Source organism: Streptomyces hydrogenans (assembly GCF_014656075.1).
Taxonomy (GTDB): Bacteria; Actinomycetota; Actinomycetes; order Streptomycetales; family Streptomycetaceae; genus Streptomyces; species Streptomyces hydrogenans.
The window spans coordinates 24,715-49,468 of record NZ_BNBS01000059.1; the positions used below are offsets into that span (position 1 = coordinate 24,715).

Annotated in this window: 23 protein-coding genes and 1 tRNA gene; 5 read left to right on the forward strand and 19 right to left on the reverse strand. The window is 73.2% G+C overall.

Going from position 1 to position 24,754, the window contains the following annotated elements:
- The 13 genes from secD to pgsA all read right to left on the reverse strand — a co-directional run bounded on the left by secD (position 1) and on the right by pgsA (position 11,583).
- Entirely contained in the window at positions 1-1,785 is a 1,785-nt protein-coding gene (gene secD / locus IE321_RS23705; protein WP_079022307.1) for a protein translocase subunit SecD, read from the reverse strand.
- 147 nt (positions 1,786-1,932) lie between these two features.
- Positions 1,933-2,373 carry a preprotein translocase subunit YajC gene (gene yajC, locus IE321_RS23710; protein WP_043228059.1) on the reverse strand — a complete coding sequence of 147 codons (441 nt, stop codon included), beginning with the start codon at positions 2,371-2,373 and terminating at the stop codon, positions 1,933-1,935.
- A 202-nt stretch (positions 2,374-2,575) separates the two neighbouring features.
- Positions 2,576-3,655, reverse strand: a complete 1,080-nt coding sequence (gene ruvB / locus IE321_RS23715) for a Holliday junction branch migration DNA helicase RuvB (RefSeq protein ID WP_043228057.1) — start codon at positions 3,653-3,655, stop codon at positions 2,576-2,578.
- A gap of 38 nt (positions 3,656-3,693) precedes the next feature.
- Positions 3,694-4,326, reverse strand: a complete 633-nt coding sequence (ruvA, locus tag IE321_RS23720) for a Holliday junction branch migration protein RuvA (protein WP_043228056.1) — start codon at positions 4,324-4,326, stop codon at positions 3,694-3,696.
- Complete coding sequence (gene ruvC / locus IE321_RS23725; protein WP_190224438.1) at positions 4,323-4,880, reverse strand: crossover junction endodeoxyribonuclease RuvC; 558 nt, start codon at positions 4,878-4,880, stop codon at positions 4,323-4,325. The genes ruvA and ruvC overlap by 4 nt, the downstream gene beginning before the upstream one ends.
- Positions 4,881-4,988: 108 nt before the next feature.
- Positions 4,989-5,741, reverse strand: coding sequence for a YebC/PmpR family DNA-binding transcriptional regulator (locus IE321_RS23730; RefSeq protein ID WP_043228054.1), 753 nt, complete (start codon positions 5,739-5,741; stop codon positions 4,989-4,991).
- A gap of 63 nt (positions 5,742-5,804) precedes the next feature.
- Positions 5,805-6,395: a pyridoxal 5'-phosphate synthase glutaminase subunit PdxT gene (gene pdxT, locus IE321_RS23735; protein ID WP_190224439.1), complete on the reverse strand. Its 591-nt coding sequence runs from the start codon at positions 6,393-6,395 to the stop codon at positions 5,805-5,807.
- Positions 6,396-6,401: 6 nt separating this feature from the next.
- Positions 6,402-7,310 (reverse strand): pyridoxal 5'-phosphate synthase lyase subunit PdxS, encoded by a 909-nt coding sequence (gene pdxS / locus IE321_RS23740; RefSeq protein WP_043228052.1) that lies wholly within the window; start codon positions 7,308-7,310, stop codon positions 6,402-6,404.
- A 135-nt stretch (positions 7,311-7,445) separates the two neighbouring features.
- Positions 7,446-7,988, reverse strand: a complete 543-nt coding sequence (locus tag IE321_RS23745) for a hypothetical protein (RefSeq protein WP_043228051.1) — start codon at positions 7,986-7,988, stop codon at positions 7,446-7,448.
- Between the two features lie 11 nt (positions 7,989-7,999).
- Entirely contained in the window at positions 8,000-8,635 is a 636-nt protein-coding gene (locus IE321_RS23750) for an MBL fold metallo-hydrolase (protein ID WP_190224440.1), read from the reverse strand.
- 229 nt (positions 8,636-8,864) lie between these two features.
- Positions 8,865-10,019: a glycosyltransferase family 4 protein gene (locus IE321_RS23755; RefSeq protein WP_043228048.1), complete on the reverse strand. Its 1,155-nt coding sequence runs from the start codon at positions 10,017-10,019 to the stop codon at positions 8,865-8,867.
- Positions 10,016-10,921, reverse strand: a complete 906-nt coding sequence (locus IE321_RS23760) for a phosphatidylinositol mannoside acyltransferase (protein ID WP_043228047.1) — start codon at positions 10,919-10,921, stop codon at positions 10,016-10,018. The genes IE321_RS23755 and IE321_RS23760 overlap by 4 nt, the downstream gene beginning before the upstream one ends.
- The gene (gene pgsA / locus IE321_RS23765; RefSeq protein ID WP_043228045.1) at positions 10,918-11,583 is read right to left on the reverse strand and encodes a phosphatidylinositol phosphate synthase; all 666 of its coding nucleotides are present in this window, start codon (positions 11,581-11,583) and stop codon (positions 10,918-10,920) included. Before pgsA ends, IE321_RS23760 begins: the two co-directional genes overlap by 4 nt.
- Before the next feature lie 264 nt (positions 11,584-11,847).
- On the opposite strand from pgsA, the gene IE321_RS23770 reads away from it, so the two are divergent.
- Together IE321_RS23770 and IE321_RS23775 are read left to right on the forward strand one after the other, a co-directional pair.
- Complete coding sequence (locus IE321_RS23770; protein ID WP_190224441.1) at positions 11,848-14,055, forward strand: elongation factor G-like protein EF-G2; 2,208 nt, start codon at positions 11,848-11,850, stop codon at positions 14,053-14,055.
- A 188-nt stretch (positions 14,056-14,243) separates the two neighbouring features.
- Positions 14,244-15,890 carry an AbeC-like domain-containing protein gene (locus IE321_RS23775; RefSeq protein WP_491590491.1) on the forward strand — a complete coding sequence of 549 codons (1,647 nt, stop codon included), beginning with the start codon at positions 14,244-14,246 and terminating at the stop codon, positions 15,888-15,890.
- A 50-nt stretch (positions 15,891-15,940) separates the two neighbouring features.
- Here the strand turns inward: IE321_RS23775 and IE321_RS23780 are convergent, their stop codons facing one another.
- On the reverse strand, positions 15,941-16,504 hold the full coding sequence (locus tag IE321_RS23780) for an HIT family protein (protein WP_043228041.1): 564 nt from the start codon (positions 16,502-16,504) through the stop codon (positions 15,941-15,943).
- Between the two features lie 65 nt (positions 16,505-16,569).
- On the opposite strand from IE321_RS23780, the gene IE321_RS23785 reads away from it, so the two are divergent.
- The gene (locus IE321_RS23785; protein ID WP_190224443.1) at positions 16,570-17,274 is read left to right on the forward strand and encodes a potassium channel family protein; all 705 of its coding nucleotides are present in this window, start codon (positions 16,570-16,572) and stop codon (positions 17,272-17,274) included.
- Positions 17,275-17,288: 14 nt separating this feature from the next.
- Here the strand turns inward: IE321_RS23785 and thrS are convergent, their stop codons facing one another.
- The 3 genes from thrS to IE321_RS23800 all read right to left on the reverse strand — a co-directional run bounded on the left by thrS (position 17,289) and on the right by IE321_RS23800 (position 21,232).
- Positions 17,289-19,265: a threonine--tRNA ligase gene (gene thrS, locus IE321_RS23790; protein WP_043228039.1), complete on the reverse strand. Its 1,977-nt coding sequence runs from the start codon at positions 19,263-19,265 to the stop codon at positions 17,289-17,291.
- 111 nt (positions 19,266-19,376) lie between these two features.
- On the reverse strand, positions 19,377-20,666 hold the full coding sequence (locus IE321_RS23795; protein ID WP_190224444.1) for a hypothetical protein: 1,290 nt from the start codon (positions 20,664-20,666) through the stop codon (positions 19,377-19,379).
- On the reverse strand, positions 20,666-21,232 hold the full coding sequence (locus IE321_RS23800; RefSeq protein ID WP_043228037.1) for a DUF4365 domain-containing protein: 567 nt from the start codon (positions 21,230-21,232) through the stop codon (positions 20,666-20,668). The genes IE321_RS23795 and IE321_RS23800 overlap by 1 nt, the downstream gene beginning before the upstream one ends.
- A gap of 120 nt (positions 21,233-21,352) precedes the next feature.
- Between IE321_RS23800 and IE321_RS23805 the strand changes: the two genes are divergently transcribed.
- Positions 21,353-22,081, forward strand: a complete 729-nt coding sequence (locus tag IE321_RS23805) for a 3'-5' exonuclease (protein ID WP_043228036.1) — start codon at positions 21,353-21,355, stop codon at positions 22,079-22,081.
- Between the two features lie 58 nt (positions 22,082-22,139).
- On the opposite strand, the gene IE321_RS23810 is transcribed toward IE321_RS23805, so the two are convergent.
- Positions 22,140-22,211 (reverse strand) — tRNA-Val (locus IE321_RS23810).
- A 45-nt stretch (positions 22,212-22,256) separates the two neighbouring features.
- Positions 22,257-22,703: an SRPBCC family protein gene (locus IE321_RS23815; protein ID WP_190224445.1), complete on the reverse strand. Its 447-nt coding sequence runs from the start codon at positions 22,701-22,703 to the stop codon at positions 22,257-22,259.
- An 80-nt stretch (positions 22,704-22,783) separates the two neighbouring features.
- On the opposite strand from IE321_RS23815, the gene IE321_RS23820 reads away from it, so the two are divergent.
- The coding region (locus tag IE321_RS23820) for a hypothetical protein (protein WP_190224446.1) at positions 22,784-24,754 on the forward strand (1,971 nt) is incomplete at its 3' end.

The following is a 24,754-nucleotide window of genomic DNA, read 5'->3' on the forward strand; positions in this document are numbered from 1 at the left end:
TCACGCCTCCTTCGGTTCGACGGAGCTGGCGGAGGTGGCACGGCGGGAGCGGCGCAGCGGCGGCTTGGCACCGAGACGCTTCGGGTCCAGACCGGACCACTTGTGGCCGTTGCCGAAGAACTTCGTACGGGCGAGCAGCGTCATCACCGGCTTGGTGAAGAGGAACACCACGACGACGTCGAGCAGGGTGGTGAGGCCGAGCGTGAACGCGAAGCCCTGGACCTTGCCGACGGTGACGACGAAGAGCACCGCGGCGGCGAGGAACGACACGAAGTCGGAGACCAGGATGGTGCGACGGGCCCGCGGCCAGGCGCGCTCGACGGCCGGACGCAGGGTGCGGCCCTCGCGGATCTCGTCGCGGATGCGCTCGAAGTACACGATGAACGAGTCGGCGGTGATGCCGATGGCGACGATGGCGCCGCAGACGGCCGGCAGGTTCAGCGCGAAGCCGATGGCCGGGCCGAGCAGGGCCATGATCACGTAGGTGAGCAGGGCGGAGACGCCGAGGCTGAGGATCGCGATGAACGACAGGCCGCGGTAGTAGACCACCAGGTAGATGATGACCAGCGCGAGACCGATGGCGCCGGCGATCAGACCGGCCTCCAGCTGCTCGCCGCCGAGGGCGGCGGTGACGGTGTCGACGCTCTGGGTGTCGAAGGTGAGCGGGAGGGCGCCGTAGGACAGGATGTTGCCGAGGTCCTGGGCGGACTGCTGGTTGAAGTTGCCCGAGATCTCCGCGCTGGCGCTCAGCGTCTGGCGGACCGAGGGGGCCGAGACGACGTTTCCGTCGAGGACGATCGCGAAGCGGTTCTGCGGGTCGGCCTGCTGGGAGAGCTTGCTCGTGATGGCCTGGAACTTCTTCGACCCGGCCTCCGTGAAGTCCATGGTCACGATCCACATGCCGCGCTGCTGGTCGAGGACGCCCTTGGCGTCGTCGACGTCACGGCCCTCGACCTCGGCGGGGCCGAGCAGGTACTTCGACCAGACGCCGGGGGCGTCCTCGCCGCAGGCCACGGTGGTGTCGGACGGCTTGACGCCCTGGCCGACGGCGGCGCGCTGCTTCGGGTCCAGGCAGTTCAGCGTGGCGAACTTCTGCTGGAGGGCGGCGGTCGCGGCGTCCGGGGTCGGGGTCGCCTGCGGGGTGCCGCTCGCCTTCGGGGTGGCGCTCGCCTTCGGCGTGCCGGAGGCGCTGCCGGTGGGGGTGGGCGTCCCGGTGGCGTTCGGGGCCTTGAGGGCCTCGGAGAGCGCGCGGCCCTGGGTGGAGGCGGTGGCGGTCGGCGTGGCCGACTTCTTGCCGTCCGTGGAGGCGGACGCGGAGGGCTTCGGCGTGCCGGTGCCGGCCGAGGAGTCGGCGGTGGGCGCCTCCTGGGGCGCGGCGGCCGCGACGGTGAGCACGGGCCGGAAGTAGAGCTGGGCGGTGGTGCCGACCTGCTCGCGGGCCTGCTTCTCGTTCGTCCCCTTGGGGATGTTGACGATGATGTTCTCGCGGCCCTGCGTCTGGACCTCGGCCTCGGAGACGCCGAGACCGTTGACACGCCGCTCGATGATGCCCACGGCCGTGTTCATGTTGGTCTCGTTGACCGCGGACTCCTGGCCGGGCTCAGCCTTGGCCTTGAGCGTGATCGACGTGCCGCCGGCGAGGTCGATGCCGAGGCGCGGGGTGGTGTGCCCCGACCAGAACATGCCGCCGGTGAGCGCGACCATGGCGATCAGAATGAAAGCCAGGGCGCGCCCAGGCCGGCTCTGTCCCCCCGCCGGCCCTCGGCCCTTCTTCGGTGCTGCCACCTGTCGTTTCTCCCTGTCCAAACCGTCCGGGCGCCGGGTGGGCGCACGGAGGCCACGAAGTATGTGTGGGGACCATCCCCCGCAGACGTCCGACCGTTCCCGGCCGCGGCCCCGCCGGTGGGCGTGGCCGCGGTGCCCGGGTGCGACTTACTTCGCCTCGGTCTCGCCGTCGGTCTTGCCGTCCTTCTCGACCTCGGCCTCGGCCGCGTCCGACTTCTTCGTCAGGTCGGCCTTGGGGGCCTCGTCGGCGGAGTCGGTCAGCGAGGAGGCGTCGTCCGGGACGACCGCGTCGGAGTCGGCGGCGCCGTCGTCCTCGGTGTCACCGTGGACGATCCGGTTGTACTCGGCGTCGTCGAGGACGGCGCCGATGGCGTTCTTCGCGTAGACGGCGTGAACGCCGGGCGCGACCTCCAGCAGGACGGCCTCGTCCTGGATCTCCTTGACGGTGGCGTACATTCCCCCGATCGTGCGTACGCCGGTGCCGGGCTGCATCTGGTTGCGCATCTCCGCCGCCTGTGCCTGCTTCTTCTTGGCAGAGCGGGTCATCAGGAACATCGCCCCGATGAGCACGATGAAGGGGAGGAGCATGCCGATGTTATTCACGGGACGGAAATCCTTCGCACGGTCACGGAGAACCCGCGGCCTGATCTTCGGGGGTGGGCACGCCGACCAGAAAGGGCGGCATCGGCGGAGTCTAGGCGAGTCCGCATCGATGGAACAACGCCCAGCATGGCACCGTGGTTCCTCGTCGGGCGAGACTCCGCGCCGTCACCCACCCGTCACAGCGGCCTCAGGCGCCGAAGAGCCCCTGTTGTCCCGATCGCGCCCCCGCCGGGCCCGCTGCCTGCGGCGGAACCAGTCCGAGGTGGGCCCATGCCGCCGGAGTGGCCACCCGGCCACGGGGCGTACGCGCCAGCAGTCCCTCCCGTACGAGGAAGGGCTCGGCGACCTCCTCGACGGTCTCCCGCTCCTCCCCCACGGCGACCGCGAGGGTGGAGAGGCCGACCGGTCCGCCGCCGAAGAGCTTCAGCAGTGCTTCGAGGACCGCGCGGTCGAGGCGGTCGAGGCCGCGGCTGTCCACCTCGTACACCCCGAGGGCGGCGCCCGCGATCTCGCGGGTGATCACTCCGTCGGCCCTGACCTGGGCGTAGTCGCGGACGCGGCGCAGCAGCCGGTTGGCGATGCGGGGGGTGCCGCGGGAGCGGCCGGCGATCTCGGCGGCGCCGGCGGGGTCGATCTCCACGTCGAGGAGTCCGGCGGAGCGGGTGACGACCCGCTCCAGCTCGTGCGGCTCGTAGAACTCCATGTGGGCGGTGAAGCCGAAGCGGTCGCGGAGCGGGGGCGGCAGCAGGCCGGCCCGGGTGGTGGCGCCGACCAGGGTGAAGGGCGGCAGGTCCAGGGGGATGGCGGTGGCGCCGGGGCCCTTGCCGACGATGACGTCGACGCGGAAGTCCTCCATCGCCATGTAGAGCATCTCCTCGGCGGGCCGGGACATCCGGTGGATCTCGTCGAGGAAGAGGATCTCGCCCTCCTGGAGGGAGGAGAGGATCGCGGCGAGGTCGCCGGCGTGCTGGATGGCGGGACCGGAGGTGATCCTGATCGGCGCGTTCATCTCCGCGGCGATGATCATCGACAGGGTGGTCTTGCCGAGGCCGGGGGCGCCGGAGAGCAGCACGTGGTCGGCGGTGGCGCCGCGCTGGCGGGCGGCCTTGAGGACGAGGTCGAGCTGCTGGCGGACCTTCTCCTGGCCGATGAACTCGCCGAGGTCCTTGGGGCGCAGGGCGGCCTCGACGGCCTGGTCGTCGCCCTCGGCGGCGGCGCCGACGATCCGCTCCTCGTGGGCGGATGCCGTCTCGTCGTCCCAGTTCACGGTGGTGTCTTCCTTCGTACGGGAGGGGCTGCGGGCGGTCAGCGGGCGCGGTTGAGCGTCTGCAGGGCGGCGCGCAGCAGCTGCGGCACGGGCGCGGAGCCGGTCTCGGCGAGCGCGGCCTCGGCCTGCGGGGTGACGGCGGCGACGGCCTCCTCGGCCTCGCGGCTCGCGTAGCCGAGCCCGACGAGGGCGGCGGCGAGCTGCTCGGTCCAGGGGGCGGGTCCGGCGGCGACGGCGCGCTGCTGGCCGACGAGGCCGCTGCTGCCGAGCGGCTGTCCGAGCTTGTCCTTCAGCTCCAGGAGGAGTTTCTGGGCGCCCTTCTTGCCGATGCCGGGGACGGCGGTGAGGGCCTTCTCGTCGCCGGTGGAGACGGCGAGGCGCAGCGCGTCCGGGCTGTGCACGCCGAGCATGGCCTGGGCCAGCCGGGGGCCGACGCCGCTGGCGGTCTGGAGCAGCTCGAAGACCTGGCGCTCGTCGTCGTCCGCGAAGCCGTAGAGGGTGAGCGAGTCCTCGCGCACGACGAGGGAGGTGGCGAGCCGGGCGTGCTCGCCGAGGCGGAGGCCGGCCAGGGTGTTCGGCGTGCACTGGACGGCCATGCCGACCCCGCCGACCTCGACGACGGCGGTCGTGGGGGCGAGGGCGGCCACCGGGCCGCTGACGAAGGCGATCATGACGTGCGGCCTTTCGGGGCGTGCAGGGCGACGGCCTGCTGGAGGCGGTTCTGGGCGACGGCCTGCTGGAGGCGGTTCTGCGCGGGGGCGCGCCAGATGTGGCAGATGGCGAGGGCGAGGGCGTCGGCGGCGTCGGCCGGCTTGGGCGGGGCGGACAGCCGGAGCAGCCGGGTGACCATGGCACCGACCTGGGCCTTGTCGGCGCGGCCGGAGCCGGTGACGGCGGCCTTGACCTCGCTGGGGGTGTGCAGGGCGACGGGGATGCCGCGCCGGGAGGCGCAGAGCATGGCGACGGCGCTGGCCTGGGCGGTGCCCATCACCGTCCGCACGTTGTGCTGGCTGAACACCCGCTCGACGGCGACCAGTTCGGGCTGGAAGCGGTCGATCCACTCCTCGATGCCGCGCTCGATGCCGACGAGCCGGGGACCGATGTCGGCGTCGGCCGGGGTGCGGACCACGCCGACCCCGAGCATGGTGAGCGGCCGTCCGGCGACGCCTTCGACCACGCCGACGCCACACCGGGTCAGCCCCGGGTCAACCCCCAGTACGCGCACGCCGCCCCTCCGTTCGATCGGCTATTCGTGCAGGCTATCGGCTGCCACCGACAACGCAGCGGGCCGACGGGGTGTGTCCCCGTCGGCCCGCTGCGCGGAAGGTCGCGATCAGGCGTCGATCTTCTCCATGACCTCGTCGCTGACGTCGAAGTTGGCGAAGACGTTCTGCACGTCGTCGCTGTCCTCCAGGGCGTCGATCAGCTTGAAGATCTTGCGCGCGCCCTCTTCGTCGAGCTCGACCTGCATGGTCGGGACGAAGTTGGAGTCGGCGGAGTCGTAGTCGAAGCCGGCCTCCTGGAGCGCGGTGCGGACCGCGACCAGGTCGGTGGCCTCGCTGATGACCTCGAAGGACTCGCCGAGGTCGTTGACCTCCTCGGCGCCCGCGTCGAGCACGACCTCCAGGACGTCGTCCTCGCTCCGCTCGCCCTTGGGGAGCACGACGACGCCCTTGCGGTTGAACAGGTAAGAGACGGAGCCCGGGTCGGCCATGGAGCCGCCGTTGCGGGTCATGGCCACGCGCACGTCGGAGGCGGCGCGGTTGCGGTTGTCGGTGAGGCACTCGATGAGGACCGCGACACCGTTCGGGCCGTAGCCCTCGTACATGATCGTCTCGTAGTCGGCGCCACCGGCCTCGAGACCGGCGCCGCGCTTGAGCGCGGAGTCGATGTTCTTGTTCGGGACCGACTGCTTCTTCGCCTTCTGGACGGCGTCGAAGAGCGTCGGGTTGCCGTCCAGGTCGGCGCCGCCGGTGCGGGCCGCGACCTCGATGTTCTTGATCAGCTTCGCGAAGAGCTTGCCGCGCTTGGCGTCGATCACGGCCTTCTTGTGCTTCGTCGTAGCCCATTTAGAGTGGCCGGACATCTGCCTGTCTCCTTCGCGTAACCAACTTCTTGAACGAACCCCAGCGATCCTACCGGGATCGCGTCACCGTTCGGCGCGCACCATGTCCACGAAGAGCTCGTGGATGCGGTGGTCCCCGGTGAGTTCGGGGTGGAAGGAAGTGGCGAGGACCTTGCCCTGGCGGACGGCGACGACGTGGCCCTCGTGCTCGGCGAGCACCTCGACCCCGGCGCCGACCGACTCGACCCACGGGGCGCGGATGAAGACGCCCTCGACGGGGGTGTCGATCCCGGTGACGGTGACTCCGGCCTCGAAGGACTCGTTCTGCCGCCCGAAGGCGTTCCGGCGGACGATCATGTCGATGCCGCCGAAGGTCTCCTGGCCCGAGCGCGGGTCGAGGATCTTGTCGGCGAGCATGATCATTCCGGCGCAGGTGCCGTACACGGGCAGGCCCGCGGCGATCCGCTCGCGGATCGGCTCCATGAGGCCGAAGAGCACGGCCAGCTTGGAGATGGTGGTGGACTCGCCACCGGGGAGGACCAGGCCGTCGACCTCGGCGAGTTCTTCGGGACGCCGGACCGGCCTGGCCACGGCGTCCGCCGCGGCCAGGGCGATCAGGTGCTCCCGTACGTCGCCCTGGAGGGCCAGGACTCCGATCACGGGGGTGCTGCTCATCGGTGCTTACCAGCCCCGGTTGGCGTAGCGCTCGGACTCGGGGAGGGTGTCGCAGTTGATGCCGACCATGGCCTCGCCCAGGTTGCGGGAGGCGTCCGCGATGACCTTCGGGTCGTCGTAGAAGGTGGTGGCCTTCACGATGGCGGCGGCGCGCTTGGCCGGGTCGCCCGACTTGAAGATGCCGGAGCCGACGAAGACGCCCTCGGCGCCGAGCTGGCGCATCAGCGCGGCGTCGGCGGGGGTGGCGACGCCACCGGCGGAGAACAGGACCACGGGGAGCTTGCCGAGCTCGGCGACCTCCTTGACGAGCTCGTACGGGGCGCGCAGGTCCTTGGCGGCGGCGAACAGCTCGTTGTTGTCGAAGCCGCGCAGCTTGGCGATCTCGTTCTTGATCTGGCGCAGGTGGCGGACGGCCTCGACGACGTTGCCGGTGCCGGCCTCGCCCTTGGAGCGGATCATGGCCGCGCCCTCGGCGATGCGGCGCAGGGCCTCGCCCAGGTTGGTGGCGCCACAGACGAAGGGGGTCGTGAAGGCCCACTTGTCGGAGTGGTTGATCTCGTCGGCCGGGGTGAGGACCTCGGACTCGTCGATGTAGTCGACGCCGAGGGACTGGAGGACCTGGGCCTCGACGAAGTGGCCGATGCGGGACTTGGCCATCACCGGGATGGAGACCGCGCCGATGATCTCCTCGATCATGTTCGGGTCGGACATGCGGGCCACGCCGCCGTCCTTGCGGATGTCCGCGGGGACCCGCTCCAGGGCCATGACGGCGACGGCGCCGGCGTCCTCGGCGATCTTCGCCTGCTCGGCGTTGACCACGTCCATGATCACGCCGCCCTTGAGCTGCTCGGCCATGCCGCGCTTGACGCGCGCGGTGCCGGTCTCGGGGGACTGGGGGGTGGTGGAGCTGGACACGGGAACCTCACTCGTGACAACGGGTTCAACGGGACGTTGACGACTAGAGCGAGGAAACAGTCCACGAGCGGTCCACAGCAAGGGCCAATGCGCAGGCTGTGGATCCTTTTCGCGGAAATCCGAGGCCGGAACGGCTCAGGAGGGACGATCGGCCAGGGCCACCGGCGGTTCGTCGTCCATTTCGAAGGCCATCGGGAAGGGCGCGTGGCCCGCGAGACGGAACCAGCGGACCTTGCGGTGGCGGCGCAGGGCGCGGGCGGCCCGGACCGCGTCGTTGTGGAAGCGGCGGGCCATGGGGACGCGGCGGACGGCCGCGGCCAGCTCCCCCGCCGCCTCCTCGCCGCCGGGCGCCTCCCGTACGAGTTCCACCTGCTCCGGCTCGCCGAAGACCGCGCGCAGGGCCTGGCTCAGCTCGCTCTCCGCGACCTCCCGGTGGTCCTCCTCGGCCTGCCGGGCGGCGTGCGCGGCCTCGTACAGGACGATCGAGGCGGCCGGGTCGAGGACGCCGGAGGTGGCCAGTTCCTGGGTGACCGAGGCCCGCCGCAGCAGCTGGGCGTCGAGCGCGGCGCGGGCGGCGTCGATGCGGGTGTGCAGCCGGTCGAGCCGTCCGGCGGTCCAGCTCAGGTAGACGCCGATGAAGATCAGCGCGACGACGGTCCAGATCAGGGTTTCGGTCACGGGCGCACAGGCTACCCGGGCGGCAGCCGCACACCTTCCCAAAGGTCGCGGTCATGGGCGAACAGGACGCGGACCGGCCGCCCCTCCGCCAGCTCCGCGAGCCGGCCGAGCCAGGGCCGGTACGGCGTCCCGAACTCGCCCGCCGTGTCGTACGCCTGCCCCGCGAGGAGCGTCAGACGGTCGCCGTGGTCGAGGAGGAGCGACTGGTGCCCGTCGACGTGGCCGGGCGTCGGCACGATCCGCACGCCGGGCGCGAGCTCGTGCTCCCCGTCGATCTCCGTCCAGGCGACGCCGGGCAGGAGCGCGTCGATGGTGTACGCGCCCGCCCGCGCGGTGGCGAGTTCGGCACGCTGGACCAGGGCGGGGGTGCCGGGGAAGCGCTGGTTGCCGCCGATGTGGTCGAAGTGGAGGTGGCAGTTGACGATCGCGTCCACCTCGCCGGGCGCGACGGCGAGCGGCCGGCGGACGATCCGGTAGTGGGCGTCGGTCTCCGGCGACCCCTCGCCCATGCCGGTGTCGAAGAGGAGGGTGCCGCCCGGGTGCCGGACCAGGTAGGCGAAGGCGTGCTCCACGCGCGCGTGGGGGCCGCCCCACTCCTGGGCGGGGCGGGTGAAGCCACCCAGGTCGAGCCGATGGACGCTGATCATGCGCCCAGGGTGCGCCTCCGCCGCCCGCTGTGGGCGTGCGTTCCGCTCGGGGCGGAACGGGCGGGCACAGCGGGACCCCGCGCCGCGCGGAACCTCGACCGCCCGCACCCGCACCCCGCGGAGCCGTCGCGCCGGGTGTGCGGGCTCAGGCCCGGAGAGCCCGGACCCGGCAGGAACGCCGTCCCCGGGCCCACCGCGAGGACGACGGGTGCGGCCCGCGCCGGGCGGTCTACAGGCCCAGCCGGGCCCGTAGACCGCCCACCTTCTCGTCCGTGTCCACCGCCGCCGCCCCGTCCGTGACCGTCTCGTACACGGCCAGGATGTCCGCGCCGACCGTCGACCAGTCGAAGCGCCGCACATGGGCGGAGCCGCGCGCGCTCAGCTCGGCGCGCCGGGCCCCGTCGCCGAGCAGCCGGATCGCCGCGTCCGCCAGCGCGTCCGCGTCCTCGTTGGCGAAGAGCTCGCCCGCCGCGCCCTGGTCGAGGACCTGCGCGAAGGCGTCCAGGTCGGCGGCGAGGACCGGCGCTCCGGCCGACAGCGCCTCGACGAGGATGATGCCGAAGGACTCGCCGCCGGTGTTGGGCGCCACGTACACGTCGACGCTGCGCAGCAGCCGCGCCTTGTCCTCGTCGCTGACCATGCCGAGGAACTCCACCCGGGAGCGCATCCCGGCCGGCAGCGAGGCCACCGCCTCCTCCTCGTCGCCGCGCCCGGCGACCAGGAGGCGGGCGCCGGGGCGCTCGGTGAGGATCCGGGGCAGCGCCTTCATCAGGACGGGCAGGCCCTTGCGCGGTTCGTCGATGCGGCCGATGAAGCCGAGCGTCTCGCCCTGCCACTCCGCCTTCGGCTCCGCGCCGGCGAAGAAGTCGACGTCGACGCCGTTGGGGATGACGACGGCGTCGCCGCCGAGGTGCTCCACCAGGGTCCGGCGCGCGTACTCGCTGACCGCGATCCGGGCGCTGATCTTCTCCAGCGCCGGCTGGAGGATCGGGTAGGCGGCGAGCATCGCCCGCGAGCGCGGGTTCGAGGTGTGGAAGGTGGCCACGATCGGGCCCTGCGCCGCCCAGCAGGTGAGCAGCCCCAGCGAGGGCGAGGTCGGCTCGTGGATGTGGACGACGTCGAAGGTGCCGTCGTGCAGCCAGCGCCGCACCCGCGCGGCGGACAGGAAGCCGAAGCTGAGCCGCGCCACCGAGCCGTTGTACGACACGGGCACGGCCCGGCCGGCGGAGACCACGTACGGCGGCAGCGGGGTGTCGTCGTCGGCGGGGGCGAGGACGGAGACCTCGTGCCCGAGCCTGATCAGGTGCTCCGCGAGGTCGCGGATGTGGAACTGGACGCCGCCCGGTACGTCCCAGGAGTACGGGCAGACGATGCCGATCCTCACGGTGTGCGCTCCTCCAGGTCGGCCAGCCAGAGGCGCTGGAGCATGTGCCAGTCCTCGGGGTGGTCCGCGATGGCCCCGGCGAAGGTGTCGGCGAGGGCCTGTGTCATGAGGGACGCCTTTTCGGCCCGGGTACCTGACTCGGGTACCTCCACGGGCGTGTGCACCTGTCCCTGCATGACGTCGGAGTCGTCGTACCAGAGGGTCACCGGCAGCAGGATCGCGCCGGTCTGGAGGGCGAGCATGGCCGGTCCCGCGGGCATCCGGGTGGGCTCGCCGAAGAAGGAGACCTCGACGCCGGACGCCGACAGGTCCCGGTCGGCGACCAGGCAGACGAGGCCGCCGGAGCGCAGCCGCCGGGCGAGGGTGCCGAAGGCGGCGCCGCCGGTGTGCGGCAGCACCTCCATGCCGAGGGACTCGCGGTAGGCGACGAAGCGGTCGTAGAGCGACTCGGGCTTGAGGCGCTCGGCGACGGTGGTGAAGGGCACGCCGAGCGCGCGGGTCACCCACACGCCGGCCAGGTCCCAGTTGCCCATGTGGGGCAGGGCGAGGATGACGCCCCGGTCGGAGGCGAGGCCGTCCTTGAGGTGGTGCGCGTCCTTGAGCGCGAAGCTGTTCGCGGCCCGCTCGGCGCTCCAGGTCGGGAGCCGGAAGGACTCCATCCAGTAGCGCATGTACGAGCGCATGCCGGCCTTCGACAGTTCGGCGAGCCGCTCGGGCGTGGCGTCGGGCACCACGCGCGCGAGGTTGGCCTCCAGCCGGAGGACGCCCTTGCCGCGGCGCTTCCACGCGGTGTCGGCGATCTTCCGGCCGAGGGCCTTGGCCACCGGGTCCGGGAGCTTCTTGACGGTCGCCCAGCCGAGCCCGTACAGGCCGTCGGCCACCTTGTCCTTCACCGTGCTCACGTCGCCGCCCCGCTCCCCCCGGCGGCCGCGGCGGCGTCCGCCTCGGCCGATTCCCTGCGTACCGTCACGACCCGCTGTCCCAGGGTCACGGCCGAGCCGACGGCCACGATCCAGAGGGCGATCGGCAGCAGCACGTCGATCCCCGGCACGCCGAAGGCGTGCAGTCCGGCGAGGCCTGCGGCGACCAGCGAGATCACCAGCCGCTCGGCCCGCTCGATCAGGCCGTTGACCGCGACGGGCAGGCCAATCGATTCGCCACGCGCCTTGGTGTACGAGACGACCTGGCCGCTCGCCAGGCAGAAGATCGCCACCGCGCAGAGCACGTTGTCGTCGCCCTTGCCCGCGTACCAGAGCGCGAAGCCACCGAAGATCGCCCCGTCGGCGACCCGGTCGAGGGTCGAGTCGAGGAAGGCGCCCCAGCGGCTGGAGATCCCCGCCTGCCGGGCCATGTTGCCGTCGACGAGGTCGGAGAAGACGAAGAGCGTGATCACGATCGTGCCCCAGAAGAACTCGCCCCTGGGGAAGAAGACCAGCGCTCCGGCGACCACTCCCGCCGTGCCGATCAGCGTCACGGCGTCGGGGCTGACGCCCCGGCGGAGCAGAAACGCGGCGAACGGTGTGAGGACACGCGTAAAAAACGCACGCGCGTACTTGTTCAGCATGGCCTTCCCGAGGTTTCGGCGGGCCGCGCGGTCCCATGACCACCGGCTCACCCATCGTAGCCACGCGCGTGGCGCGGCACGGGAGCGCACCCACCCCGCCGCGTCGGCGTACCCCCGGGGGCCCACCGGTGTACGACGGATGGACGCGTCCCGGCGTCGGTGCAAAGCTCGAAGGAGCACGCCGCGGGCACCGCAGGAGCCGCACCGCGATGCCGCTCCCCCGCGCCCGCTCACCCCTCACCGCCCCGCAGCCGGGAGGACACCATGGGCGACAAGGCGCACACCCCCGCCGGAGCCGCCGGCAGGGCACCGACGGCCGACCGGCCCTCGGAGGTACGGAACGTGGTGCTGGTCGGCCACAGCGGAGCGGGCAAGACGACGCTCGTCGAGGCGCTCGCGCAGACCGCCGGGGCGCTGGGCCGGCCCGGCCGGGTCGAGGACGGCGCGACCGTCTCCGACCACGACGAGATCGAGCACCGCCAGCACCGCTCCGTCCAGCTCTCCCTCGTCCCGGTCGGCTGGGACGGCTTCAAGGTCAACCTGCTCGACACCCCCGGGTACGCCGACTTCGTCGGAGAGCTGAGGGCCGGTCTGCGCGCGGCGGACGCGGCCCTCTTCGTCGTCTCGGCCGCCCAGGAGGCCGACGCGGTCGCCGCCTCCACCCGGATGGTCTGGGAGGAGTGCGCGGCCGTCGGCATGCCCCGCGCCATCGTCGTCACCCACCTCGACACCGCCCGCACCAGCTTCGACGAGCTGACCGGCGTCTGCGCCGGGCTCTTCGGCCACGACGACCCCGACGCCGTGCTCCCCCTGTACCTGCCGGTGCACGGCCCCGAGGGCTCCGACGGGCACGCCCCCGCCACCGGCCTGATCGGCCTCCTCTCGCAGCGGGTCCACGACTACTCCACGGGCGAGCGCGCCGAGCGGGAGCCCGACGAAGCGGAGCGGGAGACGATCGCCGGGGCCAGGGCCCGGCTCATCGAGGGGATCATCGCGGAGAGCGAGGACGAGACCCTCATGGACCGCTACCTGGGCGGCGAGGAGATCGACGTCGGGACCCTCGTCGGCGACCTGGAGAAGGCCGTCGCCCGGGGCGGCTTCCACCCCGTGCTCGCCGCCGCCCCCGCCGCCGACGGGGGCGGCCAGGGCCTCGGCACCGTCGAGCTCCTGGAGCTGATCACCCGCGGCTTCCCCTCCCCGCTGGAGCACGAGCCGCCCGCCGTCACCACCCCCTCCGGCGAGCCCCGCCCGACGCTCGCCTGCGACCCCGAGGGGCCGCTGGTCGCCGAGGTCGTGAAGACCGCCGCCGACCCCTACCAGGGCCGGATCTCCCTCGTGCGGGTCTTCTCCGGCACCCTGCGCCCCGACGAGACCGTGCACGTCTCCGGACACGGACTCGCCGACCGGGGCCACGAGGACCACGACGTCGACGAACGCGTCGGCGCCCTCACCTCCCCCTTCGGCAAGCAGCAGCGCCCCGTGGCGCACTGCGTCGCCGGCGACCTCGCCTGTGTGGCCCGGCTCGGCCGCGCCGAGACCGGCGACACCGTCTCGGCCAAGGACGATCCGCTCCTGATCGCCCCGTGGAGCATGCCCGAGCCGCTCCTCCCGCTCGCCGTGGAGGCGCACAGCAAGGCCGACGAGGACCGGCTCTCCCAGGGCCTGGCCAAACTGGTCGCCGAGGACCCGACCCTCCGCCTCGAACAGAACCAGGACACCGGCCAGGTCGTGCTGTGGTGCCTGGGCGAGGCCCACCAGGACGTCGTCCTGGAACGGCTGCGCGGCCGCTACGGCGTGCGCGTCGACGCCGTCCCGTACCGGGTGCCGCTGCGCGAGACCTTCGGCGCCCCCTCCTCCGGCCGCGGCCGGCACGTCAAACAGTCCGGCGGCCACGGGCAGTTCGCGATCTGCGAGATCGACGTCGAACCGCTCCCGCCGGGCAGCGGCATCGAGTTCGTCGACAAGGTGGTCGGCGGCGCGGTCCCCCGCCCGTTCATCGGCTCCGTCGAGAAGGGCGTCCGCGCCCAGGCCGCGCGCGGCGTCGCCGCCGGACACCCGCTCGTCGACGTCCGGGTCACCCTCAGGGACGGCAAGGCCCACTCGGTGGACTCCTCCGACGCCGCCTTCCAGACGGCCGGGGCGCTCGCGCTGCGCGAGGCGGCCGCCGAGGTGCCGGTCCACCTCCTGGAACCGGTCGCCGAGGTACGGGTGCTCGTCCCCGACGAGTACGTCGGCGCGGTGATGAGCGACCTCTCGGGCCGGCGCGGCCGGGTCGTCGGCACCGACCAGGCGGACCCCGGCCGGACCGTCGTCCGGGCCGAGGTCCCGGAGATCGAGATCGGGCGGTACGCGATCGACCTGCGCTCCGTCTCGCACGGCACCGGCCGCTTCGACCGCAGCTACGCCCGGCACGAACCGATGCCCCCTCAGCTCGCCGCCCGCCTCCGCGAACGGACCGGGAAGGGCTCCTAGTTGACGCGGCGACAGCGGCGCGCGTCCGCCCGGCCGGAACCGGGCGGACGGGTTCCGGCCGCGGTTGTCCACAGCCCGTGACGCATACCACGCCGCCCGGTTACGCTGTGGTGCCGTGTGCGGCGGGTGTCGCCGGGCACGACAGTCGGGAACGGCCCGCACGGGTACTCGCGGTGATGGGGGCGGAAGTGGCGATCGACGGTTTCGGACCGGGGGCACAGATCCCGCTCCAGGGCGGCAGCGGCCTGACCGGGGCGACGAACGCGCTGGCCTCGGCCGCGTACCGGGACAGCCCCCTGGAGACCATCCAGGAAGCCGACAACGAGCACTACAAGACCGGCGTCAAGAAGGGGAAGTGGGCGAAGCTCTTCCGCCCCGACCTCGGCGAGGCGTTCTCCCGCGCCGTCCAGGTCCGCATGCTCGGCGGCGGGCGCAAGGCCCTCATCCAGTCCTTCGGCGCCGAGCCCCAGCCGATCGTCGAGCACTGCCTCGCCGCCACCCACATCCGCCGCCGGCGCGACGTCAAGCTGACCCTGGTCACCTTCTTCTGCGGCGTCCTGTTCCTGCCCGGACTGCTGCTCTGGCTCGGCCTCATCCAGCTGCGCCGCATCGCCGCCGGGTCGGAGAACAAGCGGTCCAGCGTCCTCGGCACCGTCCTGCTCTGGGCGTTCGGCATCGTCGTCGTCCTCATCCTCCTCAAGCTCCCCCTCGACGGCCTGCTGGCCAACTACCTGCGGGCGATGATGGTCGCCCCGGTCGTCGGCTGGTACCTGGCGAGCCGGATCTGCCTCAACACCGCCGTGGACCTCCGCGAGCGGTGGACCGGCCTGCTCAGCGGCGGCGGGGTCGGCGCCCACGTCCCCAAGTCGGTCCCCACCGACCCGGGCGAGAAGTCCGCCGAGGAGCTGCGGCTCAACCTGGAGAAGCTCTCCGCCGAGCAGCACTCCAACGTGGTCTTCTACGCCGGCCCCAAGGGCATCCTCGGCCTCGGCACCCGCTGGGGCAGCTGGACGCTCGCCGAGGAGCTGGTGCCCGTCGCCGGGCAGGAGATGCACGACTTCCGCGCCTGGGACCTGGTCCGCAAGATCCACGACCAGCTCACCCTGCTGGAGCGCGGCTCCCTCAAGACCGGCTTCCCCAAGCCCACCGTCAAGCACTGGATCGTCTCGCCCGTCGGCGAGGGCGCCGACGAGGTCAGCCGCCCCGAGGGCGACAACATCGTCCACTACCAGGTGAAGCCGCACGAGATACAGCGGATCTGCAACGAGCAGCAGTTCGGCGCGGGCAACCGCCACTACCTCGGCGTCCAGTTCACCCTCTGGGACGGGAACGTGGTGCTGACCATGATGGTCACCGTCACCTCGCTCCACCACACCCTGCGCATCGAGGTCACCGGCCACGCCCTGGGCCCCGTCCACGGCCTCTTCACCACCAAGCCCAAGGGGAAGACCAGGGAGGTCTCCAAGACCGTCCGCTTCTGGGAGACCCGGGAGATCGCCCAGCCGCTGCTCGGCACCGACGACATCGTGCGGCTCGCCGTCCGCGCCCCGCTCACCTGGTACCCGCCGGTCCTGGACTTCCTCGGCGGCAAGATGAGCCTGCCCGAGCCCTTCGGCCTGCGGCACGTCTGGGCCGGCCCGCTCTGGAAGAACCGGTTCATGGCCGACGACGCCATCCGCATGGCCACCCCGGTGCTGCGCGCCGTGCACACCGCGACGATCCGCTTCCTCGGCGAGCACAACGTGGACACCGAGCGCTTCACCAACCGCTCGCTCGTGCTCGGCGGCAGCGTGCAGGAGCCCGGCCCGAAGAAGGCCGACGTCTACGACGCGTGACGCCGTACGGCCCCGGGGCGCGCGCCCCGGGGCCGTACCGGACGGACCGCTCAGACCGTCGCCGGCCAGGCGTCGGCCAGCATCGCCCGGGTGTCGGCCAGCAGCTGCGGCAGCACCTTGGTGTGGCCGACGACCGGCATGAAGTTGGTGTCCCCGCCCCAGCGCGGCACCACGTGCTGGTGCAGGTGCGCGGCGATCCCGGCACCCGCGACGGCGCCCTGGTTCATGCCGATGTTGAAGCCGTGGGCCCCCGAGGCGGCCCGCAGCGCGATCATCGCGCGCTTGGTGAGGTCGGCCAGCTCGGCCGTCTCCGCCGCGTCCAGGTCCGTGTAGTCGGCGACGTGCCGGTACGGCACGACCATCAGGTGCCCGCCGTTGTACGGGTACAGGTTGAGGACCGCGTACACGCTCTCGCCGCGGGCGATCACCAGCCCGTCCTCGTCCGACTTCGCCGGGATCGAGCAGAACGGACAGCCGTCGTCGGCCCCCGGCCCGGTCGGCTTGTTCTCCCCCTGGATGTACGCCATCCGGTGGGGCGTCCACAGGCGCTGGAACGCGTCCGGCGCCCCCACTCCGATCTGCTGTTCCGGCTCAGTCGTCATGCTGTGCAGCATATTGCGTCGCCCGTTCGGAACGTGTCGCCGGGGCGAGGGAAGCCGGCCCGGGTGATCCTGATCCGATGAGCGAAAGGCCCCCGAAACCGCCCCGCCAGGAACGCTGGGACCGACGCATGGAGCTGCCGCTCGCCGTGGCCTCCGTCGCCTACCTCGCCGGGTACGCGGTCCGGGTCCTCGCCCGCGACCACCTCCCCCGGCTGGGAGTGGACCTCTGCGTCGGGGTGGTCCTCGGCGCCTGGGCGATCTTCATCGCCGATTACGCGGTACGGCTCCGGCTCAGCGGCCAGCGCCCGCTCCGCTTCGTCCGCACCCACCTCGTGGACACGGTCGTCCTGCTCCTGCCGCTGCTCCGCCCGGTCCGCATGGTGGCCATCTACGACCGGGTCCAGCGCCGCCGGGGCCAGCCCCACCTCAGCCTCTACGCCCGGGTCATGGTCTACTCCGGCCTCTCCGTCTCCCTGCTGGGCTTCACCGCCGCGCTCACCGTCTACCACCACGAGGTCGACGCCCCCGGCGCCACGATCGTCACCTTCGGCGACTCGGTCTGGTGGGCCTGCGCCACCCTGGCGACGGTCGGCTACGGCGACGTGACCCCGGTGACCCCGATCGGCCGGGTCGTCGCCGTCGGCCTGATGGCCTGCGGCCTGGCCCTGCTGGGCGCGGTGACGGGTTCCTTCTCGTCCTGGCTGATCCAGGCGTTCACCCGGGAGGACGAGAAGCCGGGGAACGGGGAAGGCCCCCGGGGGGATCCCCCGGGGGCCTCCTGAGAACGCTCCGGCCGTCAGACCTGGACGCGCTCCTCGACGATCTTGGCGATCTTGGCGATGGCCTCGTCGGCGGGGATGCCGTTCTCCTGCGAACCGTCGCGGTAGCGGAAGGAGACGGCGCCGGCGGCCATGTCCTCGTCACCCGCGATGATCATGAAGGGGACCTTCTGCTTCTGCGCGTTCCGGATCTTCTTCTGCATCCGGTCCGAGGAGGAGTCGACCTCCACCCGCAGGCCCTGCTTCTTCGCCTTGGCGGCGAACTCCTGCAGGTAGTCGACGTGCGCGTCCCCGATCGGGATGCCGGTCGCCTGGACGGGGGCCAGCCACGGCGGCATGGCGCCCGCGTAGTGCTCCAGGAGCACCGCGAAGAAGCGCTCGATCGAGCCGAAGAGCGCGCGGTGGATCATGACCGGGCGCTGCTTGGTGCCGTCCGGGGCGGTGTACTCCAGGTCGAAGCGCTCCGGCAGGTTGAAGTCGAGCTGGACGGTCGACATCTGCCAGGTACGGCCGATGGCGTCCCGCGCCTGCACCGAGATCTTCGGGCCGTAGAAGGCGGCGCCGCCCGGGTCGGGGGTGAGCGGCAGGCCCTGCTTCTCGGCGACCTGCTGGAGGACGGCGGTGGCCTCCTCCCACACCTCGTCGGAGCCGACGAACTTCTCCGGGTCCTTGGTCGACAGCTCCAGGTAGAAGTCGGTCAGACCGTAGTCGCGGAGCAGGTTCAGGACGAAGGTCAGGGTGCGGTCGAGCTCGTCCGCCATCTGCTCGCGCGTGCAGTAGATGTGCGCGTCGTCCTGGGTGAAGCCGCGGGCCCGGGTCAGGCCGTGCACGACGCCCGACTTCTCGTACCGGTACACGGTGCCGAACTCGAACAGGCGCAGCGGCAGCTCACGGTAGGAGCGCCCGCGCGCGTCGAAGATCAGGTTGTGCATCGGGCAGTTCATGGGCTTGAGGTAGTAGTCCACGCCCTCGTCGAGCTGCATGGGCGGGTACATGCCCTCGGCGTACCAGTCGAGGTGGCCGGACTTCTCGAAGAGCTTGCCCTTGGTGGCGTGCGGCGAGTAGACGAACTCGTAGCCCTCCTCCTCGTGGCGCCTGCGCGAGTAGTCCTCCATGACCCGGCGGATGATGCCGCCCTTGGGGTGGAAGACGGCGAGGCCGGAGCCGATCTCGTCCGGGACGGAGAAGAGGTCGAGCTCGTTGCCCAGCTTGCGGTGGTCGCGCTTCTCGGCCTCGGCCAGGAAGTCGAGGTGGGCCTTCAGCTCGTCCTTCGACGGCCACGCGGTGCCGTAGATGCGCTGGAGCATCGGGTTCTTCTCGCTGCCGCGCCAGTAGGCGGCCGCGTTCCGCATCAGCTTGAACGCCGGGATGTTGCGGGTGGTGGGCAGGTGGGGACCGCGGCAGAGGTCCTTCCAGCACAGCTCGCCGGTCTTGGCGTCGAGGTTGTCGTAGATGGTCAGCTCGCCGCCGCCCACCTCGACGTTCGCGCCGTCGTCGGTCGACGCGGAGCCCTTGATGCCGATGAGCTCCAGCTTGTACGGCTCGTCGGCCAGCTCCTCGCGGGCGTCCTCGTCGGAGACCACGCGGCGGGCGAACCGCTGCCCGCGCTTCTGGATCTCCTGCATCTTCTTCTCGATGGCCTTGAGGTCCTCGGGCGTGAACGGCTTCTCGACGTCGAAGTCGTAGTAGAAGCCGTCACGGACCGGCGGGCCGATGCCCAGCTTGGCCTCGGGGAAGAGCTCCTGCACGGCCTGCGCCATCACGTGCGCGGTGGAGTGGCGCAGGATGTTCAGGCCGTCCTCGGAGCCGATCTCGACGCCCTCGACGACATCGCCCTCGGCGAGCTCGTACGAGAGGTCCTTCAGCTCGCCCGCGACACGGGCGGCGATGACGGTGCGGTCGTCGGCGAACAGGGCGCCGGCCGTGGTGCCCGCGCTCACCGTCCTCTCCTCCGGTCCTGAGGCGGTCGGGACGGTCACACGGACTTCGGACACGGGTACTCCATGCATCGGGGCGTCGGCAGGCACGAGGTGCCGGCGCCGGTGGCGCGCGGCAGAGACGAGGTGCCGCGTCCCCTCGATCTTACGGGCCCGCCCGCACCCCGCTCACCGCTCCTCCTCCGGCTCGCACGCCTCCTCCAGGAAATCGAGGTTCTCGTGCAGCGACTTCATCAGCCGGTCCCGCTCGGCCTCGTCCACCTGCACCGGGACCACTCCGGAGGCGCCGGTGAGGCGGCGGAAACCGCCGCGGCTCTCCAGCCGGCCGACGACCCGGATGGGCAGGCCGACGAGGTGGGCGTGACCGGCGGTGCGGTACGCCTCCTCGTCGAGGGTGACCCGGACGTGGCCGACGTCCGCGCCGCCGAGGACGCGCAGCCTGACCCGGCCCTCGCCCCGCGGCCCGGAGCGCCGCATCCGGACGACGGCGCCGGTCACCCGCACCGGGACGGAGGGCTCGTCGGTGAGGTAGCGGGCGCTCGCCTCGCGCAGGGCGGGCAGGTCGCCGGGCGAGAACTCGACGGGCTCGGGCCGGGCCGCGCAGCCCTCGGGGACCCCGGCGGCCGGTGCCCAGGCGAGGGCGACGCGGGCACCCTCCGTACCGCGGACGAGGGCGACGAGCCCTTCGGTGAGCTCGCGGCTGACGCCGGCCTCGACGGCGGAGTCGAAGGCGTCCATGCCGCCGGTGGCGCGCTGGTAGTCGACGGCCTCGCGGGCCGCGTGCAGGGCGTGGTACAGCCGCACGGCGACGGGCCGGCCGGGCGGGACCGGCAGGAAGGCGGTGAGGGCGCGGCCGCCGGGGTCGGTGCCGACGACGACGGGTTCGAGGGCGGCCTGGGCGGCGGCCCGGTGCCGGGAGCCGTGGTAGCCGGCCCGGCCGCGCACGGCGAGGGCCCCGGCGAGGAGGATCTTGCGGGCGGCGGAGCGCAGCTGCTCCTGCACGGGCCAGGGCACGGTGCCGGCCGGGCCGGTGGGCACCTCGCGCCACCAGCGGATCTCGTCGCTGGGAACGGCGAGGCCGGTGAGGACCTCGCGGGCGGAGGGCGTGCCGCTGCGGGCGAGGGCGGTGAGGGCCTCGCCGATCAGGTCCTCGCAGTCGGGGAAGGCGAGGGTGTCGGGGACGAGGAGGCTGGTGCCGCCGCCCGGTCCGCTCCCGGGCGGCGTCCAGCGGCCGTAGCGTCCCGCGGCGCCGCCCCTGCGCCGCCAGCCGTGGCGGGCGAAGAGGGCGCCGAGGACGCGCGGGTCGACCCGGCCGGGGTCGGGCACGGCGGCGCCCCGCGCCGACCGGCCGCCGCTGTCGACGGGGGGCACCGGGTGGGGCCGGTAGGGCGGCGGGACGGGACCGCGTCCGGCGCCGTCCCCGGCCCCGTGTCCGGATTCGTCGATCGGTCGGTGCATCAAGGTCTCCCTCCCCGGCCGACCCGGGTCATGATCTCGCAGAGCGCCCGGTCGTCGAAGATCCGTGCCGTGGGGACGCGCACGGTGGTCCGGCGGCGTCCGGTGACCGGGTGCCCGGCCAGGTTCATCCAGTAGCAGCAGTGCCGCAGGTCGAGCCCGTCGTGGCTCGCCCTCAGCCAGTCCTCCGGGTCTCTCGGGACGATCATCACGACCAGGATCTTGTGCACCGCCACGGGGGACCGGGCCAGTTTCACCAGGTGGTCGTTGTCGAGCACGAAGGGGAAGGTGCTCCCCGTCGGTCGCGCCGGCAGCTGGTAGGTGCACTTGAGCTGCACCTTGATGGTGACCTCGTCGTCGACGGTGTGTCCGGGCGAGCCGTGGCTCACGTGCCAGTCGACGCCGTTGTCCGGGAAGGGCTGCGCGAGCGAGCAGCCCGCCGCGGCGGCGACGGCGTGCAGGTATCCCACCTGGAGGGTCTCCATGCAGGCGGTGGTGGCGAGTGAGCCGCGGGCCGGGGCCGCCCGCTGGGGCGGCAGCCCTCCCGACTCGGGCTGGGCGAGCGCCATGTGAACGTCCTTCCCCGTCACCTGTGTTGTGACCGGTCCGCGTACGGCGCAAACAGTCCGGGTATCACCGCTTTGGGCAGGGGGTTGGCCATCTGCCGCGCGGGTGCGAGGAGTTCGGGTATGACGACGAACTGGTACGAAGGGCCCCTGGCCGCTTTCGACACGGAGACCACCGGAGTGGACGTCGAGCAGGACCGGATCGTGTCCGCCGCGCTCGTCGTCCAGGACGCGGCCGGGGCACGGCCCCGGGTGAGCCGCTGGCTGGTCAACCCGGGGATACCGGTGCCGGAAGGCGCCACGGCGGTGCACGGGCTGACGGACGATCACCTCCAGCGGAACGGGCGGTGGCCGTCGCCCGTCGTGGAGGAGCTGGGGCGTGCCCTGGCGGAGCAGAACGCGGCGGGCCGGCCGCTGGTGGTGATGAACGCGCCGTTCGACCTCACCATCCTGGACCGGGAGCTGAGGCGCCATCGGGCGTCGTCGCTGGGCCGGTATCTGGAGCACACCTCGCTGTGCGTGCTGGATCCGCGGGTCCTGGACAAGCATCTGGACCGGTACCGCAAGGGCCGCCGGACGCTGACCGACCTGTGCGCGCACTACGAGGTGGAGCTGGCGGGGGCGCACGACGCGGCGGCGGACGCCACGGCGGCGCTGGAGGTGGTGCGCGCGGTGGGGCGGCGGTTCGCGTCCCGGCTGGAGCGGCTGTCGCCGGCGGAGCTGCACACCCTCCAGGCGGTGTGGCACGCGGCGCAGGCGCGGGGTCTCCAGGCGTGGTTCACGCGGCAGGGCACGCCGGAGCTGGTGGATCCGGCGTGGCCGCTCCGTCCCGAGCTGCGCAAGGCGGCGTGAGGACCGGCCGGAAATGGCTGAGGCCGGTCCGTCGTGATGACGGACCGGCCTCTCCCGGTGGGCGATACTGGGATCGAACCAGTGACCCCTTCGGTGTGAACGAAGTGCTCTCCCGCTGAGCTAATCGCCCGGGAACGGGTTGAACCATACAGGGCTTCCGGTCCGGGTTCCAAATTCATTCGGAGCGCAGGTGGGCGGCGAGGCCGCGCCGGCCGCCGCGCATCATGAGCGCGTGGTTGGCGCGGAAGAAGGGGCGGCCGGGGACGGCGAGGAGCCGCAGCAGCCGGGCCCTGACCTCCACCTCCTGTTCGTACAGGGCGTGGGTGCCGGTGCCGTCGGCGGTGAGGGTCCAGCGGGCCCAGCCGTCCAGGTCGCCGTCGAGCCGGATCTCCAGGACCCGGGCGTCGGGGTCGTGGCGCAGGGCGCGGGCGGTGACCTCGATGTCGTACGGGAGCAGGGAGCGGAAGCGGGCGGTGCCGCTGGTGTCGTCGCGGGGGACGACGGCGCGGACCTGAGGCCACCAGAGGGGGTAGTCCTCGGCGCGGGCGAGGGCGGCGTAGACGCGGTCGGGCGGGGCGGCGAGCCGCCAGACGCTGCGGAAGCGGTACCGGCACCAGTCCATGGGTCCAGTGTGGGTACTCGGCCCGGATCTGAGTAGCAGCGCGCATTCCCCGGGCGGGGGCGCGGCGCGACACTCCGGGCATGGACATGAACCCGCCCCCCGTCGAGGAGCTGCGTCGCGTCGACGCCGAGCTGGCCCGACTCGACGCGCGCCGTGCCGAGTTGCTGGCCCGCCGGGCCTGGCTGCTGGGGGTGCTGTACGCGCCCGCGGGCCGGGCGGCGGCCCCGCCGTTCCCGGGGGTCGCGGCGCCCGCGGAGACCTCGCCGCGCGGCGCGCAGAACGTGCTGCTGACGCTGGGCGGGATCCTGCTGGCCGTCGCCGCGCTCGCCTTCACGCTGGTGAGCTGGGGCTCGATGGGCATCGCGGGGCGTTCGGCGGTGCTGCTCGCGGTGACGTCGGCGGCGCTGGCGGCGCCGGCGGTGCTGCTGCGCCGGGGGCTGGGGTCGACGGCGGAGGCGGTGGGCGCCCTCGGCCTGGTCCTGACGGTCCTCGACGCGTACGCCCTGCACCGGGTGGCGCTGCCGGGGACGGACGGGCTCGGCTACACGGCGGCGGCCGCGGCGGTCCTGGCGGGTGTGTGGGGCGGGTACGGCGGGCTGCTGCGGGGGCTGCGGCTGCCGCTGCCCGCGGCGGTGGTCGCGGCGCAGCTGCCGCTGCCGCTGGGCGCGCTGGCGGCCGGCGGCGGTCCGGCGGTCGTGGCGTGGGCGGCGGTGCGGACGGCGGCGGCGGGCGTGCTGCTGCTCGGCCGCCCGCCGCGGAGCGAGGTGCGGGTCACCGCGGGGGTGTCGGCGGGTGTCCTGGCGGCCTGGGCACTCCTGACCGGCGCCGGGCTGTCGCTGACGGACCCGTGGACGGGCGCCGCGCTGCTGCTGGTCTGCGCGGCGCTGTGCCTGTACGCGGCCGGGGCGGCCCGTCCGGCGGCCTCGACGCTCGCGACGGTGGCCGGTCTGGCGCTGGTGGCGTCCGCGGCCGGGCCCGCGCGGGCCGCGCTGCCGGCGGAGTGGGCGGTGCCGGTGTACGTGGTCTGCGGGCTGGCCCTGGCGGCGCTGTGGCGTCCGGTCCGCGCCGGGTGGATCCCGGAGGCGGTACGGGGCGGGTTCGGGCTCGCCGGGGGCGTGGTCGCGGGCCTGGGCGTGCTGTGGGCGCTGCCGCCGGTACTGGCGGGGCTGCTGGGGCCGGCGGACCGGAGCGCCGGGCTCTGGTCCGGGACGCACGCGGCGCCGGTACTGGCGGACCATCCGGCGACGGCGGCCCTGGTGCTGCTGCTCGGCGCGGTCGCGGCGGCGACGGCGGGAGGGCCGTGGGGCCGCTGGGGCGCGGTGGTGCTCGGGTGGTCGCTGCTGATGGCGCTGCCGGTCGCCCTGGAGCTGCCGTACGCGGCGGGGATCGCCGTCCGGCTGGTGGCGACGGCGGCGGCGCTCGGGCTCGCGGTGCGGCCCGGCGGGCCCGCGCACGACCGGCCGGAGCCCGAGCCGGTGCCGGTGCCGGTGCCGGTGCCGGTGCCGGTGCCGGCGGGCCCGGAGGGTGCCTGGGGCGCGTCCTGGACGGCGGTGACCGCCGGGCCGGTGGTGCCGGTGGCGCCGGGTGCGCTGCTCGCGTGGACGGGGTCGGCGGCCGGTACGGCCTCGGCGGTGTCGGCGCTGCTCCTGGCCCTGGACGTGCGGGCGGCGACCTTCGGGGTGCTGGGCCTGCTGCTCGCGCTGTTCACGGCGGTGTCGGTCTTCGGCGGCGGGGCGGTCCGCGAGACGGCGGCGGTCGCGTCGCTGCTCGCGGCGGCGGGCCTGGTGGGGGCCGGGGCCGCGGCGGCCGGGCTGTCCGGCGCCGCGGCGGGACTGGCGCTGCTGATCGTCCCGGCGGCGACGGCGGCCCTGGCGGTCCGGGTCCGGTCGGTCGCGGCGGAGGTGACGGGGGTGGCGGTGGGCGCCCTGGCTCTGGCGCTCACGGTGCCGCGTCCGGCGGCGCTCGCCCTGGCGCTGGCGCTGGGCGGGGTGATCGCGGCGGCGGCGGCGCTGCGGGCGGAGCGGCGGCGGGCGGCCTCGTGGACGGCGGGC

Coding starts and splice junctions, on each gene's coding strand:
- yajC (WP_043228059.1), bottom strand. CDS start 2,373: ATGCTCCTCCCCTTCATCGTGCTCATCGGGGCGATGTTCCTGATGACC.
- ruvA (WP_043228056.1), bottom strand. CDS start 4,326: ATGATCGCCTTCGTCAGCGGCCCGGTGGCCGCCCTCGCCCCCACGACC.
- IE321_RS23730 (WP_043228054.1), bottom strand. CDS start 5,741: ATGTCCGGCCACTCTAAATGGGCTACGACGAAGCACAAGAAGGCCGTG.
- pdxT (WP_190224439.1), bottom strand. CDS start 6,395: ATGAGCAGCACCCCCGTGATCGGAGTCCTGGCCCTCCAGGGCGACGTA.
- IE321_RS23750 (WP_190224440.1), bottom strand. CDS start 8,635: ATGATCAGCGTCCATCGGCTCGACCTGGGTGGCTTCACCCGCCCCGCC.
- pgsA (WP_043228045.1), bottom strand. CDS start 11,583: ATGCTGAACAAGTACGCGCGTGCGTTTTTTACGCGTGTCCTCACACCG.
- IE321_RS23770 (WP_190224441.1), top strand. CDS start 11,848: ATGGGCGACAAGGCGCACACCCCCGCCGGAGCCGCCGGCAGGGCACCG.
- IE321_RS23780 (WP_043228041.1), bottom strand. CDS start 16,504: ATGCTGCACAGCATGACGACTGAGCCGGAACAGCAGATCGGAGTGGGG.
- IE321_RS23785 (WP_190224443.1), top strand. CDS start 16,570: ATGAGCGAAAGGCCCCCGAAACCGCCCCGCCAGGAACGCTGGGACCGA.
- IE321_RS23795 (WP_190224444.1), bottom strand. CDS start 20,666: ATGCACCGACCGATCGACGAATCCGGACACGGGGCCGGGGACGGCGCC.
- IE321_RS23800 (WP_043228037.1), bottom strand. CDS start 21,232: ATGGCGCTCGCCCAGCCCGAGTCGGGAGGGCTGCCGCCCCAGCGGGCG.
- IE321_RS23805 (WP_043228036.1), top strand. CDS start 21,353: ATGACGACGAACTGGTACGAAGGGCCCCTGGCCGCTTTCGACACGGAG.
- IE321_RS23815 (WP_190224445.1), bottom strand. CDS start 22,703: ATGGACTGGTGCCGGTACCGCTTCCGCAGCGTCTGGCGGCTCGCCGCC.